Here is a 19,246-nt window from a genome sequence, read left to right on the forward strand (position 1 = left end):
CCACCCCCCAACCACACACAAGCACCCAGCGTGCTCGTGCGTGTGTCGGTAGGCGACCCGACAACACAATCACAGGAACACACTGACGCACTGCCTGTTCAGTCGTCTCGGTGGTCACAGCGACAGGGAAACGCCCGGCCCCATCCCGAACCCGGAAGCTAAGCCTGACAGCGCCGATGGTACTGCACCCGCCAGGGTGCGGGAGAGTAGGACACCACCGAGCACACACCACCAGCCGGCTCGGAACCGCAACACAACGGTTCCGAGCCGGCTTCTTGTTGTGCGCGGACTGTCCTGATGGACAGTGGGTGCTGTGCTGTAGGTGAGGGTGTTCGGCCGGTGAATTGTCGACACTGGGGTCATGAGCAACACACGCAATAGCAGAGCAGTTCATGGCAGCCCTCGATCCGTAGACCTTGCCACCAGCCCGTCGTCGTCCCGCTCGTCTCGTCGCCGGTTGCTGGTGTGGCGGGTGTTGGCGGTGCCTGTGGCGGCGGCGATCGCGTTGGGTGCCGCTGGTGGTGCGGCGTCGGCGGCGCCGTCGAAGGGGGAGGCTGAGAGCCTGAAGTCCCGGGCGCAGGGGCTGGTGGAGGCCGGTTACCCGGCGGCGCTGGCGGCGGTGACGGACAGCAAGGGCGAGTCCGCGGGGGTGGCCGTGGGTAAGGGCAGTCTGGAGACGGGTCAGGCCCCGCCGATGGACGGTGAGGTGAGGATTGGGTCGAACACGAAGACCTTTGTGGCCGTGGTGGTCATGCAGCTGGTTCAGGAGGGCAAGGTGGGGCTTGATGAGCCGATCGAGACCTACCTGCCCGGCCTCATCAAGGGCGAGGGCATTGACGGCTCAAAGATCACGGTGCGCCAGCTCCTCCAGCACACCAGCGGCCTGCCCGAGTACACCGACACCACTCCCGGTAGCGGCGATATCTTCCAAGTCAAGGACCACTACATCCCGCCCAGGGACCTGCTGGGCACGGCTCTGGGCAAGCCGGCGGCCTTCGAGCCGGGGACCCAGTGGAAGTACACCAATACGAACTACATCGTGCTGGGGATGCTTGTTGAGCGGGTGTCCCAGCGGCCGGTGGGTGAGCAGATTGATGAGCGCATCGTCAAGAAGCTGGGTCTGTCGCATACCTACTTCCCGGCCCCGGGAGACAGGAGCATCAAGGGCACCCACCCTCAGGGGTACCACCTCAGTGCTGAGGGCAAGCTGGAGGATATTACCGAGATGGATCCGGCTTGGGGGTGGGCGGCTGGTGCGATGGTCTCGACCCCGAGCGAGCTCAACACCTTCTTCCAGGCCGTCTTCGACGGCAGGCTGCTGACCCAGGCCAGCATCGACGAGATGAAGAACGGAGCGGTTGACGCCAGCTCGTACCTTGGACCGGGGACGGTGTACGGGCTGGGCCTCATCGGTACTCCGCTCAGCTGCGGGGGCACCTCCTGGGGCCACGGCGGGACGATCCACGGGTACCAGACCGACAACGCCGTCGGACCTGACGGCACCGCCGTCACCGTCGCCGTGACCGCCCTGCCCACAGCCATCGCCGACCAGAACAACCCGGAGAGCTCCGCCAAGGAGAAGCACCAGCGGAACAAGGACGCCGTCGACGCCACACTGTGCCACAAGTGATGGGCTCGGAAACGGACTCGGGCACCTCGCGGCTGCGCATGTGCTTGACTCGGAGCGTGCCCAGCCAGGTGCTCGATTCCGCCGCCCAGGTGCAGAGTCCACCGTGCCTGCCCCGGACCCGTTGACTCTCAGTGGTCCAGGCCGGCCCTCAACGCCGACGTCTTCTTCATGGCAACGCAGTACGTGCTGTCTGTGAAGAAGACGTCGGTCAGTGGCGTGGCTGCCTTGAAGGCGCTGGAATGGAGTCGATGAAGGCATGAGCCGCCGGACTGGGGTTGAACGAGTCCCAGGCGAGATACTCCACCCGGACGGGGCTGGACTATGAAGAATGGCCACTCCCAGCAGTGGAGTCGTCTCCAAGGGGCGCCTCGCCCGTGAAGAGGTACTCAACGAGCGGGTCCGCCGGGCGGTCGTAGTCGAGTGCTGACAATGTCGTTGCCAGCATTCCGACGGCGAGAAGGCTTCTGGTCTCTTCACGTGGAATGCCCAGGTCGTCGTGCAGCAGATGGGCCACTCGAGTGAATCCTTCGCGCGCCAGCGGGCCGAGTTTCTCGTCGGTGCCGCAGACGAACAGCTGAGCCAGGAGCCTGAGCTCGTCAGACGAGAAGGCCAGCTCCTGGAAACGCTTGCTGAACTCGCGGCGCTGGCCGGGGTCGCTCAAGGGAGCGGTGTCGCGGAACAGTTCCTCGATGTGTGTGGAGGCCTGCTCGCAAAGGGTCCGGATCAATTTGGTCTTGGATCCGAAGGCACGCACCACGTAGGCCTGGCTGACGCCGGCCTCACGGGCGATGCGGTCGGTGGTGATGCGAGCAAACCCGTATCTGCCGAACAGGTGCAGTGCCGCCTCCAGGATGCGGTCACGCCCCGACGTCCTTGGCTCGGCGTCGCCGGATGTGGATGGCTCCCTCATGGGATCATCCTAGACGCCGTGACACCTGTAGTCATTGACTGATAACCTCATTTGGTTATCGGTCAATGACTACAGGAGGATCTGATGTCTTCATCGTCTGCCGAAGACGCCGTCAATACCCGTTCCGTTCCGCGCGCGACCGTCGTTCGTGCGGTGCTCACCGTGGCCATCTCCGCGTTGCTGACCGGAGTGCTCTTCAGCTACTTCTACATCGAGGTGTTCAACGCCCCGGAGCCGCACCGTCTGCCCGTGGCTGTCGTTGGTGCCGACGCATCACGTCTGCAGGATGCTGTGGGCGATGGGTACCGGCTGGTTCAGATGACTCGTCGCGAGGAGGGGCTTGAGCGCCTCTCGCGCCACGAGGTCTACGGTGTTGTTTCGCTGGATGGGGAGGCTCGAAGCGTGGAACTGTACTACACCAGCGTTGATGGAACCTCCGTGCTGGCCTACATGCGGCCGGTGGCGCAGCGAGTCTCGGAGCGTTCGGGGATGGTGGTGCGGGTAACCAACACGACCCCGGAGGTGGCGGCCAACGCCTCCCCGGGCCGAAGCGTGTTCTTCGCAGTGTTCGGTACCGCTCTGACCGGCTTCGTCCTCTCCCAGGCGCTGTCGTCGGTCGGCTCCCAGGTTGGGCTGTCACTGCGAGCCCGGCTGGCAGTCATGCTGGGGGTCTCTGCCATCGCCGGCCTGTTGGTATCCCTCATGCTCGACTCATGGTTCGCCATCGCACCCGGTACCTTCTGGAGCAGCTGGCCCATGGTCTCGCTCCTGTGCCTGTCCGCGGTGACGACGGGTTCTGCTCTCCTCGAAGTCGTCGGCCCTTTGGGGCAGGTGGTGACAGCCGTCCTGTTCGTCACGCTGGGCAACGCCACGGCCACCGGGATCCTGCCGATGCCGTTCCTGACGCCTCCGTATCAGATCATCAGCAGGCTGCTTCCCACTGGTAACGTCGTGCGCGCCGTCCTGAACCAGGCCTACTTCAACGGAGCGGGATGGCAGTGGGGCTATGCCGTCCCGCTCGCGTGGATCCTGGCCGGAATCGGCCTGCTGACCATCACGGAGCGTCGGTCGCGGCGATCTCGCCAGGCTTGATTCTGGCTGTGTGCCCCGGCTGCTGCGGCACCGGACGTCCGGCTTAGATCCAGGACGACAGGAACATGTGATAGAGCCAGAAGGCGCGCGAGACGTTCTGCCCGGTCCAGATCGGCCACCAGAAGGCCGCGGCGACGCAGGCCAGGGCCGTGACCATGATGATGAGGAAGATGCCCTCGGAGCGGATCTGCCATGTGGGCACTGACGTCCAGTTCTTCAGCGTTGCCCACGGGCTGCGCCGACTGGTTCCCTCCAGCTCGTCGTTGTCGCTGGTGACGTCCGGTGCCGTAGCCGTTGTGGTGCCGTAACCCGTCAGCTCCGCCATGGCCTGAGCCCGCTGTGAACCGTCCTGCTCGGCCCGGGGGAGGGCGTCGACGGCGACAGCGGGGGCACCGTCCTCCGCCTCGAGGTCGTCATCCGCATTGCCGGCAGTCTCGACAATGCGGTACATGCCCGGGTCGGTCTCCACCACCGGCGGTGTCCACACCTGCGTGCGCCCGAACTGCGGACCGAAGCCCAGGAAGCGGGCCCCCACCCCGCGCCAGGGCCGGATGCCCGGACCGATCTGCCGCTTCCTCAGGGCCTCCACCTGTGCCTCAGCACTCTTGGACCCCGGCAGCGGTGGCACCAGGCCCGCAGCCATCCCCAGGGCCAGCACGAGGATGAGCACGACGCAGGGGACGAAGGCCACCGTGTAGAAGGTGAAGATCGTGCGGTCCCTGTACTGGAACCACGGCACGTACAGGCCCAGGTAGCCGAGCAGGGGCACCCATGCCCGCCAGTCACGGTTCTTCAGCCCGATGATGACGACGGCCGCCAGCGCCGCCACCGCCGACCACCAGATGACGATGTTCCCGATCGAGGTGATCGCCTGGACGCAGTCGCCGCCCCAGCAGGTCTGCGGCACCTGCGTCTTGTCCTCCCAGAAGAAGGAGGTCGGCCGGGTCTGCAGCAGCCAGCCGTAGGGCTTCGACTGGTAGGTGTGTGGCGAGGCCAGACCCACGTGAAACTCGTACATCTGCTGGTGGTAGGCGACGAAGTCGTTGATCTTCTGGAACAGCGAGTCGTCGACATAGCTGGACAGCCAGGGGAGAGGGACCGGCCCGCCCTGCTCGAGCTGCTCCGCCGTCCACCCGTGCTTGAAGGCAAGGGGGTGGGTGAACCAGGACCACCAGCACCCGACGTAGACCGCAACCGCGACCGGAACCGTCTGAAAGAAGTCGCTCACGCCCTGAGCGACCGTGCCCTCCAGGAACCAGGCTCGTGCCCCCACCCGCCGCAGCGCCAGGGTGTCCCAGATGACGACGGCGATGCCGACGACCGCGACGAGGTAGAGCCCCGACCACTTGATCGAGCAGGTCAGTCCCAGGGTGACACCGGTGGCCAGCAGCCAGGGGCGGATCGTGGCGTGCGGTGCCCGTGCTCCGGGCTTCGTCCCGGCCATTCTGCGGGCCAGTCTCGCCCGCGACCACTCCCGGTCGCGCACCAGGCAGTACAGGGACAAGGTGGCGAAGAAGCCGATGAACACGTCCAGCAGCCCGATACGGGACTCGGTCAGGGCCACGCCGTCGATCGCCAGGAACAAGCCGGCCAGGCCCGCGAGCAGAGGGGAGCGGGTCAGGCGCATTGTCAGGCGCGTCAGCAGGATGACCGTGAGGATCCCGGCGATGGCTGGCATGACCCGCCAACCGAAGGACGACGACGGTCCGAAGACCTCCATGCCGGCGCCGATGAGCCATTTGCCCAGCTGGGGGTGGACGACGTAGGCCGCCTCCGTGGACAGTCCGGAGAAGTCCCCGGAGGCGAAGGCGGCATCGGAGTTATTCGCCCAGTTCCCCTCGTAGCCCAGGTGCCACAGGGCATAGGCGTCCTTGACGTAGTAGATCTCGTCGAACATGAGCGTCTTGGGGTGGCCCAGCCCGATAAGACGCAGCAGGGCGGCGATGACGCCGACGACGCCGGTGGCGATCCACCCACGGATCCTCACAGCACGGGGCAGCACGCGGTCCACCGGGCCGAGACCGAGCGCAGTGCGCAGCTCGGTCTCGGTGCGCCCGCCGGCGTCGGGCCCGGCCGGAGCGGTATCCGGCGTCTCAGCCTGTGTCGGGGCAGGTTCCTGTGCTCGTTCCTGTTCCACGTCCGTGTCGAGGGAGCCGTCGCAGGACTGCTCGGGGGACTGTTCGGGAGACAGTGCGCTCGGAGTCGTCACACCCCGAGTCTAGGCGGAGGTGTCATGGAGGTCGCACCGACATACTGTGTCCTATGACTGACAGCATCTCGCCCGCCGAGGACGATGCCGAATCCGCCGGTGCCGCGCTCCCCGCCCACAGCCCTCATCTGCGCGCTGGAACCATCACCCTGGCCGCCACCCCGATCGGTAACGTCTCCGATGCCTCCCAGCGCCTGCGCTGCGCCCTGGAGCAGGCCGACCTCATCGCCGCCGAGGACACCCGCCGGCTGCGCGCCCTGGCTCAGCGTCTTGACGTTGAGACCCGGGGCCGCGTCATCGCCTTCCACGAGCACAATGAGCGCGACCGCGCCCCCGAGCTGCTCGAGGCCGCCCGGGACGGCAGACGCGTCCTGGTCGTCTCGGACGCCGGCATGCCGTCCGTCTCCGACCCCGGCTACCGACTCGTTCAGGCGGCCGTCCAGGTCCAGGTGCCCGTCACCGTCGCTCCGGGACCCTCCGCGGTCCTGACCGCGCTGGCTCTGTCCGGGCTGGCCTCCGACCGGTTCTGCTTCGAGGGCTTCCTACCCCGTAAACCGGGGGAACGGAGACGCGCGCTGGAGTCCCTGACCACCCAGGAGCGCACCATGATCTTCCTGGAGTCCCCTCGTCGTGTCCACGACGCCCTGGTCACCATGGCCGAGGTCCTCGGCGGTGAGCGTCCGGCGGCACTGTGCCGGGAGCTGACCAAGACTCATGAGGAGGTGCTGCGCGCCCCACTGGCCGAGCTGGTCCGGGCCACGGCCGACGGCGTCCTGGGGGAGGTGGTCCTCGTCGTCGCCGGTGCCGAGCCGGTCGTCGTCGGCTCCGAGGACGCCGCGCGCCGGGCCCTGGCGCTGGCCGGGACCGGCATGCGTCTCAAGGCCGCGGCCGCCCAGGTGGCCGGTGAGCTCGGTCTGCGCCCCAACGAGGTCTACCGGGCCGCCCTCGAGCTGCGTGAGACCACGGCCTGAGCCGCGGGGCACTGCACGGCCGTCCTCAACCCGGCCCGGTGCGCCTCGACCGGGTCAGGTACCTCAGGCCACCGAGGCTCGTGGCCGGGTCGGTTCCGCTATGGTCGGCTCATGAGCAACGAGCAGCCCAATGGTCCGGGGGACCGCGTGCGCCGGGCCCTTATCGTCGTCGACGTCCAACCCACCTTCTGCGAGGGCGGCGCGCTGGCGGTCACCGGCGGCAACGCCGTCGCCGAGCGGATCGCCGCCTACGCGTCCACCCACCGGGACGACTACGCCCTGGTGGTCACCACCCAGGACTGGCACATCGACCCCGGTGACCACTTCTCTCCCGATCCCGACTTCATCGACACCTGGCCCGTCCACGGTGTGGCCGGCACCGACGAGGCCCGGCTGCATCCCGCCCTGGACGGCCTCGTCGCCGACGCCGCCGTCAAGAAGGGGCAGTACGCCGCCGCCTACTCCGGTTTCGAAGGCGTCGACGACGACGGGCGCGGCCTGGCGGACATCCTGCGAGCCGCTGACATCGAGGCCGTCGACGTCGTCGGGCTGGCCGAGTCCCACTGCGTCAAGGACACCGCCCTGGACGCTGTCGGGCAGGGCTACCGGGTGCGGGTCCTGACCGACCTCACCGAGCCGGTCAGCCCCGAGCTGGGGCGCGCAGCCCGAGACGACATGCGTGCCGCCGGCGTCGAGTTGACCCCCACGCGCTGAGAGCCTCCTCTGAGACCGCAGCGGCCCTCGCTCCCAGGGGTCTGACTGACGCACGGGCGCCCTTGCCGAGGCTGAGTCGGCAAGGGCACCCGTGCGGTATCAAGGGGATTGGCTACTGCGCCGGCCAGCCACCGGGCTGGTTGTACTGGCCCGGCTGCACGGGCTGAGTGAACACCGAGGGCTGCTCCGGCCCCGGCTGCTGCTGAACCGGTTGCTGCCCGGCCCAGCCGAACTGGGCGGTCGGAGCCGTCTGCGGGTACTGGGGGTACTGGGGCGCTCCGGCCCCGGTTGCCGAGGGCGCGTAAGGGGCTGATTGAGCGGCCGGCGCAGGCTGCTGGTACTGGGGCTGCTGCGCGTACTGGCCCCCCTGAGCCTGCTGGTCCGTCTGCCAGGCGCCCTGGGTGTAGACGTTCGGGGCTCCGGGCTCTGCGCCGGTCATCCCGCCGAATGATCCGGCTGCGGTGGTCGGGGCGGGCGTGGCGCTCGCTGCGGCCAGCTTGGAGCGCCAGGCCATACCGCCGGCACCCATGCCGATCCCGATGATGGCGATGATGATCGCGCCGACGAGCCCGAACAGTGACAGCAGGGTGCTCTTCGCCGACGAGGGGGCGACGATCTCCCCCACGGAGACTCCCGAGGCGCTGCTGCAGTCGACGGTGTAGGCGCCCGACTCCTTGGAGGAGAAGGTTGTGAAGAGCTTGGAGCCCTTGACCTTGGTGGACGATGAGCTGGACTTCGTGGTGACATCGTCGCCGTTGGGTGAGGTGACTGAGCAGTCCGGTGCGTCGTCACCGTCGCTGTAGAAGAGTCCGTAGGTGCTGCCCTTGTCCAGCTCGACCGTGGCGGCCTGATCGTCCGGAAGGCTCGTGATGGTGGCGTCGAACTGTCCGCGGGTCACCGAGGAACCGATCCCACCGATGATGGCCAGGAGGAGGACGGCGAGTCCGGCCGCGGCCAGGACAGTCGGAGCCGTGAGGCTCTTCGACGTCGTTGGCTGGTTGGCGGCTCCCGGGTAGATGGCCTCAGATGTCTGGAAGGGGTCGGCCGACGGGTACTGAGCAGGCTGCCCTCCGGCCAGGGCCGGGTCATAGCTGCTCGCCGGCCAGCCGGCTGAGCTCGCGGAGTGCTGGGAGCCGGGAACGGATCCGGGGTACTGCGAGCCGGGGTACTGGTAGCCGGGATACTGGGACATAGCTGGCCTTCCTGGTCCATCGTGTCCATGTCGGAGGCGTGCGGGAACATGTCATGAGGGCGGACGAGGCTCGATCGCGAGACGGGAGCATCTCACAGACATGTCTAGACATGAGTCGAGCGGTTGCCGTATGACTCCGGACAGAGTACCGGCTACCGGTGGGCATCCGCAGGCTGTGCGGCACGCCGGGTCCCCAGTCGGCGCGACGCCCCGGGGCCCAAGCGTGCCGCGAGCGGTATCTGAGGCCGTGCCCGCGGCGGTGCCAGGGGCATCGACTCGTTGAACGGGGCCGCCGCCTCCACCGCATCGAACCCATGACGCTGGTGCGCCCGGCCGGTGGGGACTGAAACGGTCGGGAACCGGATAGGGTGGCCCCATGACCCACATCCTGTCCGCAGTCGCCTGGCCGTACGCCAACGGCCCGCGTCACATCGGCCACGTCGCCGGCTTCGGTGTTCCCTCAGACGTCTTCTCGCGTTACATGCGCATGGCCGGTCATGACGTCCTCATGGTCTCGGGCACCGATGAGCACGGCACCCCGATCCTCGTTGCCGCCGACGAGGAGGGCCTCAGCGCCCGTGAGCTCGCCGACCGCAACAACCGGCTCATCGTCGAGGACCTCGTGGCCCTGGGCCTGTCCTACGACCTGTTCACCCGTACTACCGCAGGCAACCACTACCACGTGGTCCAGGACATGTTCACCACCGTGCGGGACAACGGCTACATGGTCCAGCAGGTGACCCGTTCGGCGATCTCCCCCTCCACCGGACGCACCCTGCCCGACCGTTACATCGAGGGCACCTGCCCGATCTGCGGTGCCGAGGGCGCCCGCGGGGACCAGTGCGACACCTGCGGCAACCAGCTCGATCCCACCGATCTCATCAGCCCGCGCTCGCGGATCAACGGTGAGACCCCCGAGTTCGTGGAGACCACCCACTGGTTCCTGGACCTGCCCGCCCTGGCCCAGGCCCTGGGCGCCTGGCTCGACGAGCGCGAGGCCTCCGGTACCTGGCGGCCCAACGTCATCAAGTTCTCCCAGAACCTCCTGGGCGACATCCGCCCGCGTGCCATGACCCGCGACATCGACTGGGGAATCCCGGTGCCCGGCTGGGAGGACCAGCCCACCAAGCGTCTCTACGTCTGGTTCGACGCCGTCATCGGCTACCTGTCCGCCTCCGTGGAGTGGGCGCGCCGCAGCGGCGACCCCGAGGCCTGGCGCGCCTGGTGGAACGACCCGCAGGCCCTGTCCTACTACTTCATGGGCAAGGACAACATCGTCTTCCACTCCCAGATCTGGCCCGCCGAGCTCCTGGGCTACAACGGCCAGGGCAAGAACGGCGGTGAGCCCGGACGCCTGGGCGTGCTCAACCTGCCCACCGAGGTGGTCTCCAGCGAGTTCCTCACTATGGAGGGCAAGAAGTTCTCCTCCTCCCACGGCATCGTCATCTACGTGCGTGACTTCCTTGAGCGCTACCAGGCCGACGCCCTGCGCTACTTCATCTGCGCCGCCGGTCCGGAGACCGCGGACGCCGACTTCACCTGGGCGGAGTTCGTGCGTCGCACCAACGGCGAGCTCGTGGCCGGCTGGGGCAACCTGGTCAACCGCACCGCCTCCATGATCCACAAGCGCTTCGGGCAGATCCCCGAGCCCGGCGAGCTTCAGGACATCGACCGGGCCCTGCTCGACGCCGTCGAGGCCGGCTTCGCCTCCGTGGGCGACCTGATCGCCCAGCACCGGCAGAAAGCGGCCCTGGGGGAGGCGATGCGGCTGGTCGGCGAGGCCAACAAGTACGTCGCCGACACCCAGCCCTTCAAGCTCAAGGGCGACGACCCGGAGACCCAGGCCCGTCTGGCCACGGTCCTGCACACGCTGGCCCAGGTGGTCACCGATCTCAATCTCATGCTCTCGCCCTTCCTGCCGCACGCCGCCAACGATGTCGACCGGGTCCTGGGTGGAAACGGCCGGATCGCCCCGATGCCCCGCATCGAGGAGGTCGACGAGCTCGACCCCGAGCGTCTGCCCGAGGCCTTCGACGGGCGCACCGGCTACCCGATCATCACCGGCGACTACCAGGACGCCCCCACCTGGGAACGTCACCCGGTCACTGTCGGTACCCCCGTGGCCAAGCCGACTCCTGTGTTCACCAAGCTGGACGAGTCGATCATCGAGGCCGAGCTGGCCCGCTATGCCGGCTCCGTGCCCGACGACGTCACCGGCGCCTGAGCTCCTATGAGCCCCAGGAAGCGCGATCGCTCATGGCCGCCGGCCGACGCCGTCGCCCCCCTGGCGGCTCCGGTCACCGACAACCACACGCACCTGCCGGTCGCGGCGGACGTCGACGGGCCCGGGTCCGAGGTGCCGCTGAGTGCCGCCGAGCTGGTTGAGCGCGCCGCCGCCGTCGGCGTGACCCGCGTGGTGACCTCCGCCTGCGAGGTCACCACCTGGGAGGAGAGCGTGGTCCTGGCCCGAGACCTGCCGGGCGTGCGCGTGGCCCTGGCCGTGCATCCCAATGAGGCCGTCCTCCACGCCGGGGTTCGCGAGACCGGGCCTGACGGGCTCGCTCCTCGTGCGCAGGAGCACCACACCGAGCCGATCGAGTCCGTGATCGCCCGCCTGGAGGAGACGCTCAGGGCGAACGCCGACGTCGTCGTCGCCGTCGGAGAGAGCGGACTGGATTTCTTCCGCACCGGTGAAAAGGGCGCTGCCGCTCAGCGTGAGGCCTTCCGAGCGCACATCGCCCTGGCCAAGGACCTCGACCTGCCCCTGCAGATCCACGACCGCGACGCGCACGCCGCCTGCGTGGAGGTGCTGGAGGCTGACGGCGCCCCTGAGCGCACCGTGTTCCACTGCTTCTCAGGCGGCCCGGAACTGGCCGCCGTCTGCGCCGAGCGCGGCTGGTACGCCTCGATCGCGGGCCCGCTCACATATCCGGCCAACGGGCCCCTTCGCGAGGCCGCGGCCGTCCTGCCCGATGAGCTCCTCCTGGTGGAGACCGACGCGCCCTACCTTCCTCCCAAGCGCTGGCGCGGCCGGCCCAACGCCTCCTACCTCATGGGGGATACGGTCCGTTTCCTGGCCGAGCAGCGGGGGCTGAGCGAGGAGCTGCTCTGCCGTCGCCTGCAGGCCACCACCGAGACCGTCTACGGGGCCTGGTAGGACGAGCCTCACCCCTGATGTCCTGCGGGGCGCGGGTCGTGAGCGTATCGGAGTCTGGCAAAGGGGCGCGCGCAGTCGTCATAGGACGGAATATGTCCGGACGAATCACTCCCAGGCTACCACCGTTCTTTCAGACTGGTCTCAGGCGGAAAGCAGCGAGGAATCAGGGGGTGCCCGCACGGTTCGGTCACAAGCCCTCGGGGTGTGAGCAGGCGCATTGGCACGCCCCTTGGTCATCGGTTACGGTGACATGCAGTCGTCAAACGAAGGAAGTTCTATCGTGGGTCGTCACTCCCAGACCAGCTCCCTGAGTACTACACTCGCCGGCCTTGGATCCATGGCCGCCAAGAAGCGGACCGCTCCCGGTGCTCACGGCCGCCGACGCGCCGAAGGCCCCGCCAAGACCGCACTGACCCCCATGCTCTTCAAGGCAGGGGGCGCCGCAGCCGCCTTCTCTCTGGCCGTCTCCGGAGCCGCCTACGCGGCCATCTCCGCCGGTGGTGACGAGGGGCATTCCTCCTCAGGCGGCTCCTTCGGACTGATCGGCGGTGAGGCCGATGGGAAGCCGAAGGCCACTGAGGCTCCCGAGAAGCAGGGGGCCGGCAAGATCGCCAGCGCGGAGATCTCCACCACCACCGTCGATGAGCCGCAGGTTCACGGCACGGTCCAGAAGGAGAGCGACGCCCTGCCCAAGGGTGAGACCAAGGTCGAGACCGCCGGCGTCGACGGGCTCGTGCGCACCACCTACGAGATCACCACCCAGGACGGCAAGGAGATCTCCCGCACCCCGGTTGCGCAGGTCGTCGTCACCCAGAAGGTGGATGAGGTCGTCCTCGTCGGCACCGGGGCTCAGCAGGCGCAGCAGGACGCTGCAGCCGCCCAGCAGTCCTCCGGCGACTCCGCCGCACAGGACGCTCAGGGTGCTCAGGGCGCTCAGGGGAATGCCGCCCCCTCCACGCCCGCCCCGGCTGCCGACCCCGGCGCGGGGACCGACCCTGAGAGCGCCAAGGCCATCGCCCGGTCCATGATGGCCGGCCATGGCTGGGGGGACTCCGAGTTCTCCTGCCTGGAGAACCTGTGGAACCGTGAGTCCAGCTGGAACTACCAGGCCGAGAACGCCTCCTCGGGCGCCTACGGCATCCCCCAGGCGCTGCCCGGCTCCAAGATGAGCGAGGTGGCCAGCGACTGGGAGACCAACCCCAGCACCCAGATCACCTGGGGCCTGAACTACATCTCCGGCCGCTACGGCACTCCTTGCTCCGCCTGGGCCCACTCCGAGTCCGTCGGCTGGTACTGAGTCGACCGGACCCGCTTGGGTTCGCAGGCATCTCGCATCACGGCGGCGCCCCCTTCCTCGCGGAGTGGGCGCCGCCGGGCGTGTGTTGAGTGAGAGGCGACTCACATCGGGGTGAGGTGCCTTATTGTCAGGACCTTCGTCGTTCCGTTACCGTGACGCTCGTCGTCGATTGGAAGGACGTCTCCCCGTGACTCCCACCCCCCATCGCCACGCCCATGCCCTGCCGGAGGACCCGGGCGCCCCGGCCTCGCAGGAGGCGGACCAGGAACGCCGAAGCACACGCACCATGGCGCTGCGCGCCGGTCTGGCGGCCCTGGCCCTGTCGGTGGCGGTCTCAGGAGGTGCCTACGCCGCCGTGCGAGTCGGCCAGAACGGCTCGTCCTCCGACACGGCGAACCAGCACGCCGACATTCTCGGCGCCGAGGGCGGACGCAGTGGGGTCTCGGTCACGCCGAGTGCCCAGAAGGTGACCACGGAGACGGTTGATGCCACCGATCCCCACGGCACCGTCCAGCAGGAGAGCAGTGACCTGCCTCAGGGCGAGACCAAGGTCGCCACGCCGGGTGTCGACGGCGTCGTGCGTACCACCTACGAGATCACCACCGTCGGCGGCAAGGAGGTCTCCCGCACTCCGATCGCGCAGGTCGTCGTCACCCAGAAGGTGGATGAGGTCGTCCTCGTGGGTACCGGCGCCGCCAAGAAGCAGGAGCAGCCGCAGTCCCAGGAGCAGACCCCCGCGCCCTCGGCGCCGTCGGACTCCTCCGGCAGCTCCGGCAGCTCTGGCGGTTCTGGCAGCTCTGGCAGTTCTGGAGGTTCCGCAGACTCTGGAGGTTCGGCATCCGGCGGCAGCGCCGGCACGACCGGCGGTGACGTCGGTGACGACGTGTGGGCCAAGCTCGCTCAGTGCGAGTCCGGTGGTAACCCTCAGACCAATACCGGCAATGGCTTCTACGGCATGTACCAGTTCACCCTGGAGACCTGGCAGGCCCTGGGCGGAACCGGTTACCCGCACGAGGCCGATGCCGCGACCCAGACCGCCATGGCCAAGAAGCTTCAGGCTCAGTCCGGCTGGGGCCAGTGGCCCGGTTGCGCCGACAAGCTCGGCCTGCGCTGAGGCGCCGGAGCGGCCCGCGCGACCTGAGAGGCGCGACCGACCATGCAGGAAGCATACGGCGTGTTCCCAGGTAGCTCATAGTGACAACCATCTGACGCCGGTTACTGTGTCCCCATGACGTTGCCGGTACCCGATGCGCAGGTGCCCTCGGCAGGATCCGCCCGTATGGGCGGGCCTGACCCTGCAGGAACCCGCGAGACCGCCTCGGAGGTCTCATCCGACCCCGCCTGTGCGGACCGCACCCGCAAGGACCCTCACGATTCTCAGGGCCCCGCAGCGCCCGGCTCGCGAGCCTCCGGTCTCCTAGGGCCCACCGAGGTCCGGGGCCTGTCCCAGGCGCTGGGGATCCGCCCCACCAAGACCCTGGGGCAGAACTTCGTCCACGACGCCGGCACCGTGCGCCGCATCGTGAAGAGCGCGGGCGTGCACCACGATGACACGATCCTGGAGATCGGGCCGGGACTGGGCTCCCTGACCCTGGCACTCCTGGAGACCGGGGCGCGCGTCATCGCCGTCGAGATCGATCCCCTCCTGGCCCGGGCCCTGCCTGTCACTGTTGCCAACCGCATGCCCCAGGCCGCCGGTCGCCTCAGCGTCATCGAGGCCGATGCGCTGAGCATCACCGGACCCGAGCCCCTGGGGGAGGCCGGGGCGCAGCCGCCCACCCGCCTCGTGGCGAACCTTCCCTACAACGTGGCCGTCCCCGTCCTGCTCACCGTCCTGGAGGCGCTGCCCAGCCTGGAGACCATCACCGTCATGGTCCAGGCCGAGGTCGCCGACCGCCTCGCCGCCGAGCCCGGCTCGCGCACCTACGGCGTCCCCAGCGTCAAAGCCGCCTGGTATGCCGCCGTCCGCCGCACCCTGACCATCTCCCGGCACGTCTTCTGGCCCGTTCCCAACGTCGACTCGGCCCTCGTCGAGCTCGTCCGACGCCGCCCCCCGGTCACGCGCGCCACCCGCGAGCAGGTCTTCGCCGTCGTCGACGCCGCCTTCGCCCAGCGCCGTAAGACCCTGCGCAAGGCCCTGGCGAAGCTCGCCGGAGGAGCCGACGCCGCCGAGACCGCCCTGCGCGCCGCCGGCATCGACCCGGCGCGGCGCGGCGAGACCCTCGACATCGCCGCCTTCGCCGCCCTGGCCGAGGCGCTGCACCCCGCCGATGCCGACGGCGCCGCCGCGTCCGCGTCTTCCTTCACCTCACAGGAGCAGTCATGAGCCATCTGCGCGCCGTTCCCAGCGGTCCCACCAGTCCCTCTTGCGACTCATCGTCGGCCTCGCCCCGCAGCGGCTCGGCCAGCTCCGTGCGGGTCGAGGCCCCGGGCAAGGTCAACCTCTTCCTGTCCGTCGGCGCCCCCGGCCCCGACGGCTACCACCCGCTCACCACGGTCTTCCAGGCGGTCCGTCTCATCGAGACCGTCACCGCCCGCCGCCAGTCGGCCCAGGACCACGGCACCGTCACCCTCACTCTTGAGGAGCCCGATGCCGACGTCCCCACCGATGCCTCCAACCTGGCCGTGCGGGCCGCGAAGCTCCTGGCCGAGGCCACCGGTGTGGGAGAGGGCGTCGACCTCCTCCTGCGCAAGCGCGTTCCCGTCGCCGGCGGCATGGCCGGGGGATCGGCCGACGCCGCTGCCGCCCTCGTGGCCTGCAACGCCCTGTGGGGCACGGGACTCCCTCTGCCCGAGCTCTCCGCCCTGGCCGCCCGCCTCGGGGCCGACGTGCCCTTCCCCCTGACCGGGGCCACTGCCGTCGGAAGCGGCCGCGGCGACCTCGTCACCCCGATCATGACCCGAGGCTCCTACCACTGGGTCTTCGCCCTGGCCGAGGACGGGCTGTCCACGCCGGCGGTCTTCCGCCGCTTCGACGAGCTGGCCGGTGCCGGTGAACCCGCGGTGCGCGACGTGCCCGAGGCCCTGACCGCGGCCCTGCGCGCCGGCGACGCCCGTGCTCTGGCGGACTCCCTTGACAACGACCTCCAGGCTGCCGCCCTCGACCTGCGCCCGGAGCTGGCCGAGGTCATCGCCGTGGCCGAGGAGGCCGGGGCCCTGCGCGCCATCGTCTCCGGCTCCGGACCCACCATCGCCGCTCTGGTCGAGGACCCCGGCAGCGCCCAGCGCGTCTCGCGCGCGCTGAAGGCCTCGGGCCTGGTCGCCGGTGTCCTGCGTGCCGACGCCCCCGTGTCCGGTGCCCGGGTGGTGGGCTGATGGCGCACCTGCTCGGCGTGGAGAACCTGCGCCTGACCGTGGGCTCCCGCCTGCTCCTGGATGATGTCACTCTGGGGATCGAGGACGGCACCCGGGTGGGGGTCCTCGGCCCCAACGGCGCCGGCAAGTCCACCTTCCTGGCGGCGCTGGCCGGCCAGCGGGAGCCCGACGGCGGCCGCGTCACCCGCACCGGCGGCGTGAGCGTGGCCGTTCTCAGCCAGTCCGACGACCTGCCGCCGGGCGCTACCGTGCGCACCGCGATCCCCGGTGAGGTCCCCGAGCACGAATGGGCCTCCGATCCGTCGGTGCGCGACATCCACGCTGGGCTCATCGCCGACCTCGACCTCGATGCGGATGTCGCCACCCTCTCCGGCGGTCAGCGCCGCCGCGTCGCCCTGGCAGCGGTCCTTACCCGCCGTGCCGATGTCGTCATCCTTGACGAGCCCACCAACCACCTCGACGTCGAGGGCGTCGACTGGTTGGCCCGCCACCTCCAGGCCCGCTTCTCCGGCCCCGGCGGCCGAGGCTCCGGCGCCCTGGTCACGGTCACCCACGACCGCTGGTTCCTGGACGCCATCTGCACCAATGTGTGGGAGGTCGTTCCCGGTGTCGACCCCGGCGGCGGGCGCCCCCAGGTGGCCGGCCGCATCGAGACCTACGACGGCGGGTACGCCGCCTACGTCCTGGCCCGGGCTGAGCGCGCTCGTCAGGCAGCCGTGGCCGCCGTCAAGCGAGAGAACCTCCTGCGCAAGGAGCTCGCCTGGCTGCGCCGCGGCGCCCCGGCCCGCACCTCCAAGCCCCGCTTCCGTATCGAGGCCGCCGAGGCCCTCATCGCCGACGTACCGCCTCCGCGCGACACCGTGGCCCTGACCGCCATGGCCACCGCCCGCCTGGGCAAGAAGGTCCTCGACCTCGAGGACGTCACCGTGCGCCACCCGGTCCCCTCCGGTTGTGCCGACGGGGCCGACGGGGTCGCGGCCTCGTCGGAGCGGGAGATCCTGCGCCACGTCACCTGGCGACTCGCACCCGGTGAGCGCGTCGGCGTCGTGGGCGTCAACGGAGCCGGCAAGACCACCCTGCTGCGCCTGCTCGAAGGCGTCCAGGAGCCCACCGGCGGCCGTGTCGCCCGTGGCAAGACCGTCCAGGTGGCCACCCTGTCCCAGTCCACCCACGAGCTCGACGCGCTCGCGGACCTGCGCGTCGTCGAGGCCGTGGCCATGGTGGGGGAGAGGGTCGTCGTCGGTGACAAGGAGATGACCGCCGCTCAGCTCGTTGAGCGTCTCGGCTTCACCCGCCAGCGCGCCTGGACCCGGGTCGGCGAGGTCAGCGGCGGAGAGCGCCGTCGCCTCCAGCTCCTGCGGCTGCTCATGACCGAGCCGAACGTGCTCCTGCTCGACGAGCCCACCAACGACCTGGACACCGACACCCTGGCCGCCGTCGAGGACATCCTCGACTCCTTCCCCGGCACCCTCGTCGTCGTCTCCCATGACCGCTACCTCCTGGAGAGGGTCACCGACCACCAGGTGGCCCTGCTGGGGGACGGAAGCGTGCGCGACCTGCCCGGTGGGGTGGAGCAGTACCTCCAGCTGCGCCGTGAGGCCGCAGGATCGAGGGGGGCGCGAGCCTCAGCCGGTTCTGCGGAGTCCACGACGACGCTGGCCACGGGCGGGGCCCCGGCCGAGCGCAGTGCCTCGAGCGGGGCCAGGCGCCACGAGGCCAGGAAGGCGCTGGGGCGCATCGAGCGCAAGATGGAGCGCTCGGCCCAGGCGGTCGCTGCGCTGCACGTGCGCATGGAGGAGGTCTCAGCCGATCCGGCCCGGGTGGGGGAGCTGGCCGAGCTCGGCCGCGAGCTCGTGGCCGCTGAGGCATCCCATGCCGAGCTGGAGGAGCAGTGGCTCGAGGCGGCTGAGATGGTGGAGTCCTGATCCGAGTGCGGTCGTCGCGCCCTGATGGAGGACCTCGAGGGGAAACCGGGACGGGGCGGGGAAGAACGGTGAGGAAGGGACGAGGGGAGACGGGACCGATTGCTCTGACGACCTCGGCGGGATGGCCGGGGCCTCTCGAGGGCGGATCAGACGACGGGGGCGACCTGACGGGCCAGCTCGACGAGATGATCCAGGTTGGGGGCGATGTCCTCAGCGGCGGCGCCCCACAGCCGCATGACCAGGTCCACCGGGACGGTGGGCAGTCCGGCCAGTCGTAGGACCACGACGCCCTGGGTGGGGCCGTTGGACTCGTAGAAGGCGGAGAACCCCACCATGTCCGGACCCGGCCGCAGGCGCACCAGCTCGGCCTCGGGCAGGAGGGCTGCGACGATCTGGCGCTGCGTGGCCCGGCGCCCCTCCTTGGAACCGTCATCCTTGGCGATCTCCAGGCTCAGGTCGATGACGAAGGGCGGGTGCGCGACGTCGTCGATGTGCATGAGGCGAGCGAAGCGCCCCTGGCGCTCCATGGCCTGCAGCTCATTGAGCAGGGACTCCAGCTCGGAACGCCACTGCGGACCGGTGACTCCCAGGTGGGCGCTGCGGTGCCTCGCCTCCTCCCGGGCCCATCCCGGAGGTGGGAAGGGCGGGATGATCACCCATCGCTGGGGATCAGGCGTGACCGCGATCTGCACTGTGTGCTCCTTCCGAGACCTCGTCTGACTGCGAGGCAGTGGACTGGGCGCTTACCATGTCTGTCCTATGAGGACCCGAGAGCGACATACGACAATTATGCCTGCATCCGCACGCCGCCGTGTGGTCCGCGTGCTAGTAGAT

The 19,246-nt window shown here is 69.4% G+C and carries 15 protein-coding genes and 1 rRNA gene; 12 read left to right on the forward strand and 4 right to left on the reverse strand.

All coding sequences use genetic code 11. The annotated features are described in order from the left end of the window. The first annotated feature begins 106 nt into the window (after window positions 1-106). Both rrf and BKH33_RS09250 read left to right on the forward strand, forming a co-directional pair. Window positions 107-223 (forward strand): 5S ribosomal RNA (gene rrf / locus BKH33_RS09245). Window positions 224-361: 138 nt separating this feature from the next. After that, entirely contained in the window at window positions 362-1,630 is a 1,269-nt protein-coding gene (locus BKH33_RS09250; protein WP_232621487.1) for a serine hydrolase domain-containing protein, read from the forward strand. Window positions 1,631-1,949: 319 nt separating this feature from the next. Here the strand turns inward: BKH33_RS09250 and BKH33_RS09255 are convergent, their stop codons facing one another. Next, the gene (locus tag BKH33_RS09255; RefSeq protein ID WP_003780657.1) at window positions 1,950-2,540 is read right to left on the reverse strand and encodes a TetR/AcrR family transcriptional regulator; all 591 of its coding nucleotides are present in this window, start codon (window positions 2,538-2,540) and stop codon (window positions 1,950-1,952) included. Window positions 2,541-2,624: 84 nt separating this feature from the next. On the opposite strand from BKH33_RS09255, the gene BKH33_RS09260 reads away from it, so the two are divergent. Then, complete coding sequence (locus tag BKH33_RS09260) at window positions 2,625-3,632, forward strand: hypothetical protein (protein ID WP_003780654.1); 1,008 nt, start codon at window positions 2,625-2,627, stop codon at window positions 3,630-3,632. A 43-nt stretch (window positions 3,633-3,675) separates the two neighbouring features. On the opposite strand, the gene BKH33_RS09265 is transcribed toward BKH33_RS09260, so the two are convergent. Next, window positions 3,676-5,841, reverse strand: a complete 2,166-nt coding sequence (locus tag BKH33_RS09265; protein WP_003780658.1) for a dolichyl-phosphate-mannose--protein mannosyltransferase — start codon at window positions 5,839-5,841, stop codon at window positions 3,676-3,678. Between the two features lie 53 nt (window positions 5,842-5,894). Between BKH33_RS09265 and rsmI the strand changes: the two genes are divergently transcribed. Continuing rightward, the gene (rsmI, locus tag BKH33_RS09270; protein WP_003780664.1) at window positions 5,895-6,812 is read left to right on the forward strand and encodes a 16S rRNA (cytidine(1402)-2'-O)-methyltransferase; all 918 of its coding nucleotides are present in this window, start codon (window positions 5,895-5,897) and stop codon (window positions 6,810-6,812) included. Window positions 6,813-6,923: 111 nt separating this feature from the next. After that, window positions 6,924-7,526 carry an isochorismatase family protein gene (locus BKH33_RS09275; RefSeq protein WP_003780647.1) on the forward strand — a complete coding sequence of 201 codons (603 nt, stop codon included), beginning with the start codon at window positions 6,924-6,926 and terminating at the stop codon, window positions 7,524-7,526. Between the two features lie 112 nt (window positions 7,527-7,638). Here BKH33_RS09275 and BKH33_RS09280 read toward each other — a convergent pair whose 3' ends face one another. Next, on the reverse strand, window positions 7,639-8,718 hold the full coding sequence (locus BKH33_RS09280; RefSeq protein ID WP_003780673.1) for a hypothetical protein: 1,080 nt from the start codon (window positions 8,716-8,718) through the stop codon (window positions 7,639-7,641). A gap of 376 nt (window positions 8,719-9,094) precedes the next feature. Between BKH33_RS09280 and metG the strand changes: the two genes are divergently transcribed. The 7 genes from metG to BKH33_RS09315 all read left to right on the forward strand — a co-directional run bounded on the left by metG (window position 9,095) and on the right by BKH33_RS09315 (window position 18,412). Further along, entirely contained in the window at window positions 9,095-10,942 is a 1,848-nt protein-coding gene (gene metG, locus BKH33_RS09285) for a methionine--tRNA ligase (RefSeq protein WP_003780669.1), read from the forward strand. A 6-nt stretch (window positions 10,943-10,948) separates the two neighbouring features. Then, entirely contained in the window at window positions 10,949-11,875 is a 927-nt protein-coding gene (locus BKH33_RS09290; protein ID WP_076142707.1) for a TatD family hydrolase, read from the forward strand. A gap of 280 nt (window positions 11,876-12,155) precedes the next feature. Continuing rightward, on the forward strand, window positions 12,156-13,172 hold the full coding sequence (locus BKH33_RS09295; RefSeq protein ID WP_003780653.1) for a G5 domain-containing protein: 1,017 nt from the start codon (window positions 12,156-12,158) through the stop codon (window positions 13,170-13,172). 187 nt (window positions 13,173-13,359) lie between these two features. After that, a complete protein-coding gene (locus BKH33_RS09300) occupies window positions 13,360-14,286 on the forward strand; it encodes a resuscitation-promoting factor (protein WP_003780681.1) in 927 nt (308 codons plus the stop codon). Between the two features lie 114 nt (window positions 14,287-14,400). Further along, entirely contained in the window at window positions 14,401-15,498 is a 1,098-nt protein-coding gene (gene rsmA / locus BKH33_RS09305; protein ID WP_076142708.1) for a 16S rRNA (adenine(1518)-N(6)/adenine(1519)-N(6))-dimethyltransferase RsmA, read from the forward strand. After that, window positions 15,495-16,487 (forward strand): 4-(cytidine 5'-diphospho)-2-C-methyl-D-erythritol kinase, encoded by a 993-nt coding sequence (locus BKH33_RS09310; RefSeq protein WP_043538780.1) that lies wholly within the window; start codon window positions 15,495-15,497, stop codon window positions 16,485-16,487. Before rsmA ends, BKH33_RS09310 begins: the two co-directional genes overlap by 4 nt. Further along, window positions 16,487-18,412: an ATP-binding cassette domain-containing protein gene (locus BKH33_RS09315; RefSeq protein ID WP_003780662.1), complete on the forward strand. Its 1,926-nt coding sequence runs from the start codon at window positions 16,487-16,489 to the stop codon at window positions 18,410-18,412. Before BKH33_RS09310 ends, BKH33_RS09315 begins: the two co-directional genes overlap by 1 nt. A 146-nt stretch (window positions 18,413-18,558) precedes the next feature. Here BKH33_RS09315 and BKH33_RS09320 read toward each other — a convergent pair whose 3' ends face one another. Then, window positions 18,559-19,104: a hypothetical protein gene (locus BKH33_RS09320; protein ID WP_003780678.1), complete on the reverse strand. Its 546-nt coding sequence runs from the start codon at window positions 19,102-19,104 to the stop codon at window positions 18,559-18,561. Between the last annotated feature and the right edge of the window lie 142 nt (window positions 19,105-19,246).

Origin of the sequence: Actinomyces naeslundii (genome assembly GCF_001956585.1) — a bacterium.
Lineage (GTDB): Bacteria > Actinomycetota > Actinomycetes > Actinomycetales > Actinomycetaceae > Actinomyces > Actinomyces naeslundii.